Below are 14,355 nucleotides of genomic sequence, written 5' to 3' on the forward strand. Positions count from 1 at the left end.
TAACTTGAAATGGTATTGAATATTACTGACACTGCGAGCCTTCAGATCAAGGAAATGATGAAGGAAGAAGAAGCAGAAACAGTCCTGCTGCGCTTTGGCGTCAAAGGCGGCGGCTGCAGCGGCCTTTCCTACAGCCTCGGCTTTGAATATGAAAAGAATGAAGAGTTGGATACATTCGAAGAGGTCAACGATATCCCGGTCATCATCCGTTCTATGGATATTCCGGTTATCCAAGGCACTACTATCGATTTCAAACAAAATATGATGGGCGGCGGGTTTACGATCGAAAATCCGAACGCTATCGTCAGCTGTGGCTGTGGTTCGTCATTTAAGACAGCTTCGAATGCCGGTACGCCTGAGAATTGCTGATTTTAAAATGAAAGCCTTTCTGCCGTTTGTACAGTCAAACGGCAGAAAGGCTTTTTTTGCATTTACTAGAGTTATTCTCATTAATTTAGTAGAGCCTCTTTAATATGCCCATTTACTTGATAGCTGTTTAAAAGACCAATATGAGATACGCCGTAAATTCTAATGTTATTCGCACCAGTAAGGACGGATAGATAGGAGCTTACGACATAGTCACTTGTCGAATAGATGGAAGTAGTATCTATGCCAGAAGGCGCTGCACTTGTTGTAAGTCTATTTGCTCCGCCTAGCGTTACGAGCTTATCCACTTTGTCACCGCCGCCTTTATTCAATATGTAATAAAGACTGTTTGCACCTCCCATGCTATGTGCCACGATGTTAACTTTATCGCTGCCTGTTTCCTCGAGTACGTCATCTACAAATCCCTGAATGGCAGATGAATTCAATTCTTGATGCCCCTGCTTGCTTGGAAGATCAATTGAATAAAGCTCATCACTCGACCAGCCTTGGTTCTGTAAGTATCTTTCAATGAAATAGAAATTCGAATCGGAACCCGTCAAACCATGAACAAAAACAACTGGTGTGTTATCAGTAGCAGCTTGGACTTTAGTGGGCTGGAAATAGGCAGAAAATGTTAGTGCCATGGCAAGACTGATAAACAAAAGCGTAATTAGTTTACATTTTCTCATTTCTTGTTTCCTCCTAATAATTTAAATTATGTAATACTATTAAATTGTAAAATATCAACTGGAATTCCGGTATTGGGAAACTTATGGTGATTTCACTATTTCTATGTCCTTTAGTAAACCATTTTTACAGTCATAATCACTCATCAGTTGGATTTTATTTCCCAATTAGAGTGTACAAAGTAGGTGTTCTTTTCTTTTGACAATATTGCTAGAATCAATACAGATAGAAATTCCATTAATGTCCATTAAGGAGATATAAGATGATCACACTAGCTAAACCTGCAGATGCCTCGGAAATCCACCGCGTCATGATCGCTACATTTGAAGAGTACAGAAATACGGCAGTTCCATTCAGTGCTTTGGATGAAACAATAGATTCAATAAGAACATTTTTAGAAGAGGGTAAAGAGAGAGCTCTTCTATTTTGGATTAATAATATAGCGTTAGGGACTGTTCGTTTTAAAGAAGAGGATGGTGCTTTATACTTCTTCCGGTTATCTGTAAGTCCAGAGTGGAGAGGAAGAGGGGTAGCCCGACACTTACTATCAGCATTAGAAAATCATGCTGCCAGCCAAAGTCTTGATATGCTTTACTGTCAGGTGAGGCTGTCAGAAGAGAGAAATATCGATTTATATAAGAAGAACGGATTTTGCATCAATGACAGTAAAACAATCACAAAATCCAATGGTATTCGTGTCGAAACAGTCATGATGACCAAAAAGCTATGATAAGTAAGTAGAGCTCTGTAAAACCTATATCATGCGAAAAACCAAAAATTGTAATGTTATAAAATGATTATATTAATAAAATGCGGGTATATAACTCCTACCAACACCTACAGAAGGTGAAAGCATTGTTTGTACAACAGACAACATGCATAAAATGGAGGAGAGAGAGAAGATGGACAAACAAGCGAATGGACAAGGGCATGTCGCTCATACTGAGGACGATGGTCGAAGTTCGAAGCGCAGATTAAGATTAATCGCTATTATTTCTACCTTCGGTGGATTATTATTCGGTTACGATACAGGTGTAATCAATGGGGCATTGCCTTTCATGGGGCAGGAAGACCAATTGAATCTGACACCATTAACAGAAGGAATGGTAGCAAGTTCCTTGCTTCTTGGAGCAGCGTTCGGTGCTGTATCCGGCGGTAAGCTCGCAGATAAAGTCGGTCGACGTCGTGTGATATTATACTTAGCTGTATTATTCTTCTTAGCAACTTTAGGTTGTTCTTTTGCACCGAATGTGGAGACAATGATTGTCTTCCGCGTACTGCTTGGACTAGCTGTTGGTGGTGCTTCGGTGACTGTTCCTGCTTACTTGGCGGAGGTTTCTCCTACTGAGTCACGCGGAAAAATGGTAACGATGAATGATTTGATGATCGTTACTGGTCAGCTTCTTGCTTATTCTTCTAACGCATTTCTTGGAAATATGTTTGGTGATGCTGGGCACATCTGGCGTTATATGCTTGTTATTGCTACAATACCTGCTCTTGTACTTTGGTTCGGAATGCTTGTAATGCCGGAGAGTCCGCGCTGGCTTGCACAACAAGGTATGTTGAAAACTGCGTTCCAAATTCTTACTAAGATTCGCCGTAAAAATCGTGCGAAGCAGGAAATGGAACAAATTAAGAAAACAGTAGAAAAAGAGAAGAAGCTGGACAAAGCTTCCTTTAAAGATTTGACTATTCCATGGATTAGAAGAATCGTTCTTATAGGTCTAGGAATTGGAGTAATTCAGCAAATAACTGGAGTAAACTCCATTATGTACTATGGTACCGAAATTTTGAGTGACGCAGGATTTGGTCGAGATGCGGCGCTTATAGGTAACATTGCCAATGGTATCATTTCCGTAGCAGCTACTATTTTTGGAATTTGGTTGCTAGGTAAAGTAGGACGCAGACCAATGCTGACTGTCGGATTTATCGGTACGACAACTGCATTGCTTCTATTAACGATTGTAACGACATTCTTTGAAGGTTCTGCTGCACTTCCATATCTAGTGCTGAGTCTAACGGTAACTTTCCTTGCATTCCAGCAAGGAGCGGTATCACCTGTCACATGGTTGATGCTTTCTGAAATATTCCCGTCACGTATTCGTGGTATGGGGATGGGGATTGCGATCTTCTTCCATTGGATGACAAACTTTACGGTAAGTTTGACATTCCCAGTATTACTTAGTGCGATCGGTCTATCCAGCACATTTCTTATCTTTGTTGTTCTGGGTATTGCTGCGATTCTCTTTATACAGAAATTCTTACCAGAAACGAAAGGTCGTACGCTGGAAGAATTGGAACAAGATTTCCGTGATAAGAAGACCCGCAAAACTGTCCCAAAGTTGAACAAGAAAACTGAACTAAGTGAAAGAGTGTAATTAAAAAGATCCCTTCCTGGCTGACAGGAGGGGATCTTCTTGTATAAAGAAAGATATTGTTAGGCTGTCTTCATAGATGAAAATAACAATAATCATGAGTACTGTGGTACAACTGTTCAATTGAAATAGAGTTGTAATATAACAAAAGTGATTATTTTGACAAAAGACGGGTATATAAATCCTACCAACCCATACATACAGACAAGGGTAAAAGCATTATTCATGCAGCAGTCAAATGCGTAAATGGAGGAGAAAAATATGGACAAACATGAGGCTGGTAAGGGGCATGTCCCACAGATTGAGGATGATGGAAAAAGTTCGAAGCGGAGGCTGAGATGGATTGCCATCATATCTACTTTCGGAGGATTATTGTTTGGATATGACACAGGTGTCATCAACGGTGCATTGCCGTTTATGGGACAGGAGGATCAGCTGAATCTGACACCGCTGACAGAAGGTGTTGTTGCTAGCTCCCTGTTGCTAGGAGCTGCATTTGGTGCAGTATTTGGCGGAAAGCTTTCTGATAAGATAGGTCGTCGCCGTATCATTTTGTATCTTGCTGTTTTATTCTTTATTGCAACATTAGGCTGTTCATTCGCACCGAATACGGAGACGATGGTTGTCTTTCGAGTGCTGCTTGGTCTGGCCGTTGGTGGCGCTTCCGTAACAGTGCCGGCTTACCTCGCGGAGATGTCTCCAGCAGCGAAACGCGGACGAATGGTAACGCAAAATGAATTGATGATTGTAACTGGTCAGCTGCTTGCTTATACTTCCAATGCTGCACTCGGAAATTTGTTCGCCGATACAGGTCACATTTGGCGTTATATGCTGGTTATCGCAACTTTGCCGGCTATCATACTTTGGTTCGGAATGCTGGTCATGCCGGAAAGCCCGCGTTGGCTTGCACAGCAAGGTATGCTAAAGACTGCTTTCCAAATTCTTTCGAAGATTCGCCGCAAAAATCAGGCAAAACAAGAAATGGCGGAAATTCGCAAGACAGTGGAAAAAGAGGAGAAACTGGATAAGGCTTCGTACAAAGACCTTGCGATACCATGGATTAGAAAAATTGTTTTTATCGGTATGGGTATAGGTATTATTCAGCAGATCACTGGGGTTAATTCTATCATGTATTATGGAACAGAAATTCTGAGTAATGCAGGATTTGGTACACAAGCAGCACTGATTGGTAATATTGCAAATGGCGTCATCTCTGTGCTTGCGACATTTGTTGGTATCTGGCTGCTAGGCAGAGTAGGGCGCAGGCAGATGCTGACGGTAGGTTTTATCGGAACAACGAGTGCGCTGCTGCTTATTACGATTGTTGCTACTTTCTTTGAAGGGACAACAGCACTTCCGTATATGGTACTAGCTCTGACGGTCACATTCCTTGCCTTCCAGCAGGGTGCTGTTTCACCAGTCACATGGTTGATGCTAGCAGAGATTTTCCCTTCCAGGCTGCGCGGTATGGGAATGGGGATCGCTGTATTTTTCCAATGGATGACGAACTTTACTATTAGTTTGACTTTCCCAGTGCTTTTAAGTGCTATTGGTCTATCTAGCACGTTCCTAATCTTCGTTATCCTGGGGATTGCTGCAATTCTCTTTATACAAAAATTCCTTCCAGAAACAAAGGATCGTACGCTGGAAGAATTGGAACAGGATTTCCGTCAGATGACAATCCGCAAAACAGTCCCAAAATTGAAGAAGAAAACAGAAATAGGAGAAAGGGTATAATCCCTTCTCCTACTTTTTTGTTTCGACTAGTTTCTTTAAGCCTTCTTCTAATTCGTCGAAGAAGACAGGCATTCCATGTCCAGTACCAGCAGCTTGAGGATGCAGCTCCTGCAGCTTGCGGATGGAGCGGAAGGACTCCTGCTCGTCCATTGTGAAGTAGCGTGGAGGACCGTTGAATTCCTTTTGCTGCGTTAGCACTTTGTGCAGAGATTCCTGCTGGACAGTAGTAAACGCATCACCGGCAATCAAGACTTTATCTTCTGTATGGAATAAGCTGATATGTCCTGGAGTATGTCCTGGAGTATGGATCCATTCCCAGCCTGGCAGGTGCGGTACTTTATGATCGAGCGGAATGAGCCTTACATGCTTGCTTAAATCGATTCCTGTATTCGGGAAGGTCTTAGACAGCTTGGTAATCAGTCCGCCGCCAGCATCTGTCTTTCCTTCCGGATAGTCAAGCTGTCCAGTCAGATAAGGAAGCTCAAGCTCATGCGCATAAACAGGCACATCCCATTCTTTCACCAGCTCGACGATACTGCCAACATGGTCGAAGTGACCATGTGTGAGGAGAATGCATGCTGGTTTAGCGCCTTCACCAAATAGTTCTGCAGCAGCGTGCTTAATATTGCCTGCTGTATCAGGAACCCCGGCATCGACAAGTACCCATTCTTTTGTATCAGGATTTTCAATGAAAAAGACATTTACTATTCTGTCTAGATAGCCATGAACAGTTGGGGAGACGGTTGTTTCTTTTCCGCTCTTTATTGAGGCAAGCGGAATTAAGCGATGTTCAAATTCGTTTTCCATACAGCTCCTCCTTTATCGATACTAGTGTGTGATAGACGGGCTTCCTTATACAAGAAGTATAAAAAAACACCGGTTCCATAAAGGTAACCGGTGCGGTGTTATTTAAAACATGCTTGTGGAATGTTTAGGCTGTACACGAGCGTCTGGATCAATGTATGTTTTGGCATTGTTGATGGCAGTCGGGCCTTCGCCGAAACCAGAGGCGATCAGGTTAACCTTGCCAGGATATGTGCAAATATCACCTGCTGCGTAAATACCAGGGATATTTGTTTCTTGTTTCGTATTAACAACAATGCTATTTTTCTCAATTTCCAAATCCCATTGCTTGATTGGTCCTAAGGAAGAAATGAAACCGTAATTGACGAGTACTTCGTCCACATCAATTGTTTCAGTTTCTTCGCTTTTCACCTTCTGCAGAACAACCTGTTCGATGCGGTCAGTACCAAGCATCTCAACTGGTGTATAAGGCGTCATGATTCTTACATTGGATTGCATGAGTCGTTCTACACTGTGCTCATGGGCGCGGAACTCATCACGGCGGTGTACGAGAATGACTTCTTTGGCAATTGGTTCAAGCATTAGCGCCCAGTCAACAGCCGAATCGCCGCCACCTGCTAATAGAACACGCTTGCCAGCGTACTTCTGCATATTATCCACATAGTAATTCAAGTTAACACCCTCGAACTCGTCACATCGCTCAACTGTTAGGCGACGAGGCTGAAAGGCACCGTTTCCTGCTGTGATGATAATCGTTTTCGAGAAGTGTACATCCTTATCTGTTTCGATACGGAATGTATTATCTTCTAAACGCTCGACTTTATCGACTGATTCTCCAAGTGCGATGGTAGGGTCGAAGCGTTTCAGCTGTTCCATAAGGTTGTCCACTAATTCCTGTGCGCGGACTTGGGGGAAGCCAGCTATATCATAGATGTATTTTTCTGGGTATAAAGCAGAAAGCTGTCCGCCCACTTGGGGAAGGCTTTCAATGATTTTGACACTTTGCTGACGCATCCCACCATAGAATGCGGTGAAAAGTCCGACTGGACCTGCACCGATGATGGTCACATCATATATTTGATCTGACATACCGGTTCCTCCTAGTATTTTTAAACGTAACAATTGGTATTTTATCATAGTTGCTGAAATATGAGTAAGAAGAAGGATTTTTAATGTATAGTAGTATACCCTCGAACATGATAAGCTTCCCCTTTTTTGGTTGATAAAAGGAAAGAAAACGTTTACCATAATATTGATAACGGTTTTGTGACAGTTTTATGTTTTCATCTGTATTATAAAGTGAATAGTATCACAAACAAAAAAATTAATGAGTTGTTAGGTTGCTGCAAGCTTAGGAAAAACCAAACTATATTAATGGATGTGATCGAAGATGAGCAAACCAAAAATTGTGATTGCAGGTGCTGGTTACGGCGGCCTGATTACGACAGTGAAACTTCAGAAACTGATTGGAGCGGACGAGGCGAGCATCACGCTCGTAAACAAGCATGATTACCATTATCAGACAACATGGCTCCATGAGAATGCGGCAGGGACGAGACATCATGATCAGACGCGGATTGCAATCAAGGATGTTATCGATGCAAAAAAAGTCAATTTTGTCCAAGATACGGTAACAAAAATCAAACCAAATGAAAAAAAGCTGGTTATGCAAAACGGCGAAATCTCCTATGATTATCTTGTTGTAGGCTTAGGCTTTGAGCCTGCGAATTTCGGGATCGATGGCCTTCTTGACCATGCGTACATGATTCGGAGCATCAATTCTTCCCGTTTGATTCGAGAGCATATCGAGCACAACTTTGCAGTATATAACAATGAAGCGGAGAAGAAAGAAGAGCGTCTTAATATCGTTATTGGCGGAGGCGGCTTCACGGGCATCGAGTTTGCCGGAGAACTGGCAGAACGTGTCCCAGAACTGTGCAAGGAATACGATATAGACCGGGATAAGGTCAGGGTCATAGTTGTAGAGGCGGGTGCTTCTGTCATGATGGGATTCGATCCGCAACTTGTTGAATATGCCTTGAATTCCTTGGAATCCCGCGGCATTGAATTCCAGACAAATGCCTTCCTTAAGGAAGTAACGGCTGACAGCATTGTTTATGAAAAAGCAGGCGAGAGACATACAGTTAAAACAAATACAACGGTGTGGGCAGCTGGTGTTAAAGGAAATTCGATTCTGGAGGAATCCGGTTTCGAAGTTAACCGAGGCAAGGTGATGGTAACAGAGGATCTGCGTGATCCGAACCATGACGATATCTTCATTGTCGGTGATTGTGCGGCCATCATAAACGAGGAAACCGGCAGGCCGTATCCGCCAACAGCGCAGATAGCTACTCAGATGGGTTATAACTGTGCTCAGAATTTGAAAGCACTCATCCGCAAGGAAAGTAACACCCAGAAATTCGTACCAGAGATAAAAGGTACGCTTGCTTCCTTAGGAGGCGGTGACGCCATGGGTATGGTAATGGGTAAGAAGCTGTTTGGAAAACCGGCAGATGTGATGAAGAAAGCGTCGGATAATCGCTATCTTTATCAGCTTGGCGGTGTAGGACTAGTCTTGAAAAAAGGGAAGTTCAACATATTCAGCTAAACAAAAAGCAGCCATATGGCTGCTTTTCTTTTGTATAGGGATATTCTCATTTGACGATGCTGTTACCAGAGGTGAAAGATATGATCCGACGATGGTGCATAAGAGCACTGCTTTGTACCCTCTGGCTTACAGCTATGTATGTGACCTGGAGTCAGCTGACGAATTTGACAGCAGAGGACGTCATCCAATTTGAACAGAGGCAGCTTCCTGCGCGTGATTTCGGAAGCAAGCAGCTGCATTTGCAATTAAAACAGCAAATAGATGACTAGAGAAATACCAATGCCGGTTAGAGCGCCGAAAAAGACTTCAATCGGCTGATGTCCGAGCATTTCCCGGATCTCACGATTTTTTTCGAACTCTTGCTTACTGCCCCAGATTTTCGCTTCATCAACGAATCGCTGAAAATCCTTCAGAAGCAGATTAAGCAATATCGCCTGTTCACCGGCTTGTCTTCTTACACCAGATGCATCAAACATAATAATGATGCTAAAGACGAAGGATGCTGCAAAAATAGGGGAATCTAGTCCGCTTTCAAAGCCGATCGAGGTCGTCAGCGCAGCTACAGCTGCTGAATGACTGCTCGGCATTCCGCCCGTACTGAATGCTAGATCGGCCTGGATGCGCTTATCTGCAATCGCACGGATGGGCACTTTTATTATTTGTGCGAAAACGATGGCAATCAGCGCACTCCATAGGGGCATATTTTGTAACAATGACATGTACTGCTACATCCTTTCAGAGAAAAAGCTATAATATATGATGTACTCATTATAACTAAATTTCCCTGAGAAAATGTCATTTAAACGAAGTATTATATGTCACTTTACCTTTTCTAAAAGCATGAGCCACTCTAGGGTAAAACAAGGCTGCAAGAATCGCGAAACAGAAATCTTTGATAAAGAACGGTATCATGCTGATCCAAGTAGCCAAGTAGCTTATATCCACACCCATCCAAAGGTGCATGGCGCCATACATATACGTGACCCCTAAGAGATAATTTACAATTAAGCCAGCGATTACCGCTCCAAAAACGCGATAACGCATAGATGTCTTTTCCATAATAAACCCAGAAATAAAGGCAATAGGTATGAAAGATAGCAAAAAACCGCCAGTAGGCCCGGCAAAGACACCAAATCCTCCAGAAAGATCTGCGAAAATCGGCAGGCCAGTCAGACCAAGCAGTACATAACAGATCATACTGTAGGATCCCCATTTATAACCTAACAGCAAACCGGCAAGTAGTGCGAAGAATGGCTGCAATGATAACGGCACTGTTTGTCCTCCGATTGGTACTGCAAGAAAAGGCAGCCAAACCGATATGTTTGCTCCGACTGTCATCAAGCCGACAAACATCGCGCTTGCAGTCAATTTACCAGTACGACTCATAACTTATCAACTCCTTGCAGAAATACTAAACGACACCCTTGATATTGTCAACTTAATTTTTATTCGGGTTTACAATTCAGGCATAGAAAAAGGCATAGAAGCCTTCTTCTATGCCTGAATTGCTGCATCCAATGCGATTTCCATCATATCGCCAAAAGTAGTCTGACGCTCTTCGGCAGTTGTTTCTTCACCAGTAAGGATGTGATCGCTGACTGTAAGAACAGATAGCGCTTGGCAATCATGTTTCGCAGCAATCGTGTAAAGTGCGGTTGTCTCCATTTCGACAGCCAGAACATTGTAATCTGCCAATTTTCCGTAGAATTCCAATGTGTTGTCACGATAGAAGCGATCGCTTGTGAAGACGTTACCAACACGGATATTCAAGCCTTTTGCTTGTCCAGCCTGATATGCTTTCAGCAGCAAATCAAAGTCAGCTGTAGGTGCAAAATCGACTGTGCCGAATTCCTGACGGTTTATTTGGGAATCAGAGCTAGACGTGGAAGCTAAGATTACATCACGAACTTTTACATCTTTCTGGATAGCGCCCGCAGTACCAACGCGGATCAGTTTCTTCACGCCGTAGCTTTGAATCAATTCATTTACATAGATGCTGATGGATGGCACACCCATACCTGTACCTTGAACAGAGATTCTTTCTCCTTTGTATGTACCGGTATAGCCATACATTCCTCTTACTTCGTTATAAAGCTTTGCATCTTCCAAAAATGTTTCAGCGATGTATTTTGCGCGAAGCGGATCACCAGGAAGCAGGATCTTGTCTGCAATCTGGCCGGCTTCTGCATTTATATGTACACTCATGACAGCACTCCTTTTTGCTAGATGTGTCAAAATTACCATAAATACAAGATAAACTCAATCTTATGCCGTGAAGCTGTTTTTAAACTTAAAAAAGTGGCATATTTATTTAAAACCGCTTTCTTTTCTCCTATAATAATTAAGTTACTACATTCACATTTACATACATGAGCTATTTGCTTTGGAGGGAATTACGATGCAAGAGAAAACATTTACTATTACAAGCGAAACAGGAATCCATGCGAGACCTGCAACGCTGCTTGTTAATAAAGCCGGCCAGTTCAATTCTGAGATCGAACTCGCTTTTAATGAAAAGAAAGTGAACTTGAAATCGATCATGGGTGTCATGTCACTAGGTGTCCCGCAAGGAGCACAGGTTGTTATTACAGCAGATGGAAATGATGAGGAAGCAGCAATAGAAGGTATTCAGGAAGTGCTGGAAAACCATTTGAGCTGATCGAAGAAGCTGGAGATTTTCTCCGGCTTTTTTTTATACTTTTAAAAGGTGTAAGAAAAATCACGCTTCGCACGGAAGAAAAAATGATGGTTGTAAATATTTAATCATATTCTATTTACCAAAGGGGTTAATTCATGAACTTCTTTCTTGCAACTGTATTTTTAACAGTAGTGATTATAGGTATTTCTTTGATTTTTATTAAAAAGAAGCCCTTTATGTATTTGGTTCCAATCTTTTTAATGGCAATTAGTATGATTTTGTATATTAAGTAGTTTCTATATTGGAGGATGGGGTGGAGTCGGAATGATAGCATTAAGCTCTTCCTAATTTCCTCAGCAGCTGCATTGATTATAGTCACTCTTATAAGTTATTTTCGAACTGAATAATCCCTTATCACCGGCTAAATAGTTTAAGATAATCATAAAAAGGCAGGAGCAATGCTTCCTGCCTTTTCCGTTTATTTAAAGTAATCCTTCTCCAGTGTCTCCACGTTTGCAAGAGCAAGTTCTTGATAGCGCGAGGCGGGCTGTTGCTCCAAATCGTGCTTTAACTGCTGAACTGCTGTCCGCAAAGAATCGGAGTACTCCGGTACTGTGTCTGTATATGCAGATACTGCAGTTTTTGGTATATTCGCTTTTTCATGGTGAGCGAGCGCCCGGCGTTCATGGAAGAAAACATCTTCCGTTTCCTTGGGATGATGCAAATCACCTTGCTGCGGATGCTTGAGGACTGCCAGTATCTCTACTAAATAAAACTTGCCGCGTTCTTCTTTGATACTTCCTACATAGGAAGCCGTTTTATAGCGTGCCTTTACGACGCTGCCGATTTCTATGGTCATTCTGCTGCGGCCTCGAATTCTTTGAGGCTGTTTGTCAGCCGCTCCAGGGCTTCTCGCATCGTTTCAGGTGGACAGGCAATGTTCATCCGAACAAATCCAGCACCTGCTTCTCCAAATTGAATGCCATCATTGAATCCGAGCTTCGCTTTCTTGGCAAAGAAGTCCATCAATTCTTTTTGTTCCAACTTCATCTGGCGACAATCCAGCCACATCAAATAGGTGCCTTCCAGCGGTGCAAGCTGAATAAGAGGAGTATCAGCCAATGCTTCTTCCGTCAGCTTCCGATTGATTGCCAATATGTCCAGCAGACCGTCCAGCCATTCCTCGCCGTCCGTATAAGCGGCTTCCATTGCAGAGACTGCCATCGTATTCAGCATATGGAAGCCTTGCTTAGAGAAGGTCTCTTGCAGCTGCTGGCGCATATCATCCTGCTTAACGATGCTGTATGATACCTGCAGTCCTGCCAAATTGAATGTTTTTGACGGGGACAGGAATGTGATTGTCCGTTTGCTCACGTCTTCAGACAAGGAGGCAATGGGGATATGCTGATATCCTTCATGAATCAAATCGGCATGAATCTCATCTGACAAAAGTAAAACATCATACGTTTGACATAGATTCGCTAAGCGTTCCAGCTCCTCTTTCGTCCAAACACGTCCGACTGGATTATGCGGATTGCAAAGAATCATCGTCTTTGCTCCTTCTCGGAAACATGACTCCAAGTGTTCGAAATCCATCTGGTATGTACCATTTTCTTCTAGCAAAGGATTTTCTACAATTTTGCGGTCATGTGCAGTGACCACGTTGTAAAAAGGAGCATAAACAGGTGTCTGGATGACGACTTGCTCACCAGGTTCTGTAAACGTCTGGATAGCCATATGCAGACTGGTTACAACCCCGGGGCTGTAAAGCAGCCAGCTTGGCTTAATGCGCCAGCCGTGGCGTTTTTCAACCCAATTTGATACGGTTTTGGAAATACTCGCATCTGTAATTGTATAGCCATAAATACCATGTTCAGCCCTATTCTTCAAGGCGTCTATCACCGCTCGAGGTGATTGGAAGTCCATATCTGCGACCCACATCGGCAGAACATCTTCTCCTCCATATAATGCTGTAAGATTGTCCCATTTCACCGACCGGGTCTTTCTGCGGTCATGAACTGTTTCGAAATTATGCATAGTCCGTACTCCTTCCATTATTTCTTTCTCATTATATAAAGAAATGCTTCGAAAAGCGAAAGGCTTGATCATTCTATATACGAGACAATTGTTTCGGGCGTTTCCTCAGGTAAAAGGTGACCGGCATCAGGAAGGATATGGAGCGTAGCATTCGGCAGCTCCGCGAGCAGCCGATAGCCAATGGAAGGGGGCAATAATGGATCCTTCTTTCCCCAGAAAATAGTTGTGTCTGCTTGTATCTGCTGTAAACTGTCATTTGGCAAATCGCCGCCTCGTGTTCGGATGAAGCTAGCAAGACTTGGATAAAGATCCTTAGCCATAAAGGGGATACTATACGCCACCACCATCCGAAGGGTTACCTTATCAGGATCAGCAACCAGATGGCGCAGGAATCCGACAACACTGGAGGCTTCGAATGCGAGATGCATAATGGCAGGGAAAATGCTGGCGGAAGCGATCAAGCTTGAGAATGCGTCTGTTGGCAGCATATAGCTTGATGGTGCAAACAGAAACAGTTTATTTATCCGATCAGGGTAGCTATAGGCGAGACGCATGGCAATTTGACCGCCCATTGAATGACCGCCAATATCTATTTTTTTTATCTGTAAATGATCAAGAAGAGATGCAGCAAGGCAAGTATAGTCTTCATAGGAAAAAGCTATTTCGGCCGATTTTTGGCTATTTCCAAAGGGGGGGAAATCTAATGTCACTACTTGGTACCGTTGACGCAGCTCCGGAATCATGCGGTGAAAGCAGCTTCCAGAGGCAAGGAACCCGTGAAGAAGAAGGATTGTACGGGAGTTGTCATGATTGTAAGAAGAGTAAATACGATAATCAATGGCTATTTCTTCATAATAGAAGGTATGGTGGTTCGAGTAAGACATTTTAGCTTGCCCCTTTGCCTGCAATTAGTTCTAGTTTCGGTCATTTTGGACTTTATATGCAAAAAAATAGCAAAGCGATACGCATCGCTTTGCCTACAGGGGGAATACGAGAAAGTCTTACATAACTATGTATTACCAAAAATGATTCATTGCAAACCTATTCTAATAAAAAAATAATACATATATAAATTTTTGCCGAAACCAACTTACTGTGATAGA

At 42.8% G+C, this 14,355-nt stretch carries 16 protein-coding genes; 7 read left to right on the forward strand and 9 right to left on the reverse strand.

Translation table 11 applies throughout. From position 1 onward, the window contains the following. Positions 1-9 precede the first annotated feature (9 nt). A complete protein-coding gene (locus CHH58_RS11945) occupies positions 10-369 on the forward strand; it encodes a HesB/IscA family protein (RefSeq protein ID WP_095229451.1) in 360 nt (119 codons plus the stop codon). 80 nt (positions 370-449) lie between these two features. On the opposite strand, the gene CHH58_RS11950 is transcribed toward CHH58_RS11945, so the two are convergent. Further along, a complete protein-coding gene (locus tag CHH58_RS11950) occupies positions 450-1,055 on the reverse strand; it encodes an esterase/lipase family protein (protein ID WP_095229453.1) in 606 nt (201 codons plus the stop codon). A gap of 260 nt (positions 1,056-1,315) precedes the next feature. Between CHH58_RS11950 and CHH58_RS11955 the strand changes: the two genes are divergently transcribed. The 3 genes from CHH58_RS11955 (at position 1,316) to CHH58_RS11965 (ending at position 5,165) form a co-directional block, all read left to right on the forward strand. Continuing rightward, positions 1,316-1,783 (forward strand): GNAT family N-acetyltransferase, encoded by a 468-nt coding sequence (locus CHH58_RS11955; protein WP_095262558.1) that lies wholly within the window; start codon positions 1,316-1,318, stop codon positions 1,781-1,783. 172 nt (positions 1,784-1,955) lie between these two features. Then, positions 1,956-3,431, forward strand: coding sequence for a sugar porter family MFS transporter (locus tag CHH58_RS11960; RefSeq protein ID WP_095229457.1), 1,476 nt, complete (start codon positions 1,956-1,958; stop codon positions 3,429-3,431). A gap of 258 nt (positions 3,432-3,689) precedes the next feature. Beyond that, positions 3,690-5,165 (forward strand): sugar porter family MFS transporter, encoded by a 1,476-nt coding sequence (locus CHH58_RS11965; RefSeq protein ID WP_249275116.1) that lies wholly within the window; start codon positions 3,690-3,692, stop codon positions 5,163-5,165. Positions 5,166-5,174: 9 nt separating this feature from the next. Here the strand turns inward: CHH58_RS11965 and CHH58_RS11970 are convergent, their stop codons facing one another. Together CHH58_RS11970 and CHH58_RS11975 are read right to left on the reverse strand one after the other, a co-directional pair. Continuing rightward, positions 5,175-5,972 (reverse strand): MBL fold metallo-hydrolase, encoded by a 798-nt coding sequence (locus CHH58_RS11970; protein ID WP_095229461.1) that lies wholly within the window; start codon positions 5,970-5,972, stop codon positions 5,175-5,177. 102 nt (positions 5,973-6,074) lie between these two features. Continuing rightward, positions 6,075-7,058 carry an NAD(P)/FAD-dependent oxidoreductase gene (locus CHH58_RS11975; protein WP_095229463.1) on the reverse strand — a complete coding sequence of 328 codons (984 nt, stop codon included), beginning with the start codon at positions 7,056-7,058 and terminating at the stop codon, positions 6,075-6,077. Positions 7,059-7,359: 301 nt separating this feature from the next. On the opposite strand from CHH58_RS11975, the gene CHH58_RS11980 reads away from it, so the two are divergent. Continuing rightward, positions 7,360-8,577 (forward strand): NAD(P)/FAD-dependent oxidoreductase, encoded by a 1,218-nt coding sequence (locus CHH58_RS11980; protein WP_095229465.1) that lies wholly within the window; start codon positions 7,360-7,362, stop codon positions 8,575-8,577. Positions 8,578-8,627: 50 nt separating this feature from the next. Continuing rightward, positions 8,628-8,846: a hypothetical protein gene (locus CHH58_RS11985; RefSeq protein WP_095229467.1), complete on the forward strand. Its 219-nt coding sequence runs from the start codon at positions 8,628-8,630 to the stop codon at positions 8,844-8,846. On the opposite strand, the gene CHH58_RS11990 is transcribed toward CHH58_RS11985, so the two are convergent. The 3 genes from CHH58_RS11990 to deoD form a co-directional block, all read right to left on the reverse strand. Further along, positions 8,823-9,296 (reverse strand): divergent PAP2 family protein, encoded by a 474-nt coding sequence (locus tag CHH58_RS11990; RefSeq protein ID WP_095218311.1) that lies wholly within the window; start codon positions 9,294-9,296, stop codon positions 8,823-8,825. The genes CHH58_RS11985 and CHH58_RS11990 overlap by 24 nt on opposite strands. A gap of 76 nt (positions 9,297-9,372) precedes the next feature. Then, a complete protein-coding gene (locus CHH58_RS11995) occupies positions 9,373-9,963 on the reverse strand; it encodes a biotin transporter BioY (RefSeq protein ID WP_095262559.1) in 591 nt (196 codons plus the stop codon). Positions 9,964-10,071: 108 nt separating this feature from the next. Continuing rightward, positions 10,072-10,782 carry a purine-nucleoside phosphorylase gene (gene deoD, locus CHH58_RS12000; protein WP_095232500.1) on the reverse strand — a complete coding sequence of 237 codons (711 nt, stop codon included), beginning with the start codon at positions 10,780-10,782 and terminating at the stop codon, positions 10,072-10,074. A gap of 193 nt (positions 10,783-10,975) precedes the next feature. Here deoD and CHH58_RS12005 point away from each other — a divergent pair, with 193 nt between their 5' ends. Continuing rightward, a complete protein-coding gene (locus CHH58_RS12005) occupies positions 10,976-11,236 on the forward strand; it encodes a phosphocarrier protein HPr (RefSeq protein ID WP_095232501.1) in 261 nt (86 codons plus the stop codon). Between the two features lie 457 nt (positions 11,237-11,693). Here CHH58_RS12005 and kapB read toward each other — a convergent pair whose 3' ends face one another. From kapB to CHH58_RS12025, 3 genes are all read right to left on the reverse strand, one after another. Further along, positions 11,694-12,074, reverse strand: coding sequence for a sporulation phosphorelay system protein KapB (kapB, locus tag CHH58_RS12015; RefSeq protein WP_095229477.1), 381 nt, complete (start codon positions 12,072-12,074; stop codon positions 11,694-11,696). Beyond that, positions 12,071-13,252 (reverse strand): MalY/PatB family protein, encoded by a 1,182-nt coding sequence (locus CHH58_RS12020; RefSeq protein WP_095232503.1) that lies wholly within the window; start codon positions 13,250-13,252, stop codon positions 12,071-12,073. Before CHH58_RS12020 ends, kapB begins: the two co-directional genes overlap by 4 nt. Before the next feature lie 68 nt (positions 13,253-13,320). Next, positions 13,321-14,136 (reverse strand): alpha/beta fold hydrolase, encoded by an 816-nt coding sequence (locus CHH58_RS12025; protein ID WP_095229479.1) that lies wholly within the window; start codon positions 14,134-14,136, stop codon positions 13,321-13,323. Positions 14,137-14,355: the final 219 nt, after the last annotated feature.

The organism is Terribacillus saccharophilus, from assembly GCF_002272745.1.
Lineage (GTDB): Bacteria > Bacillota > Bacilli > Bacillales > Amphibacillaceae > Terribacillus > Terribacillus saccharophilus_B.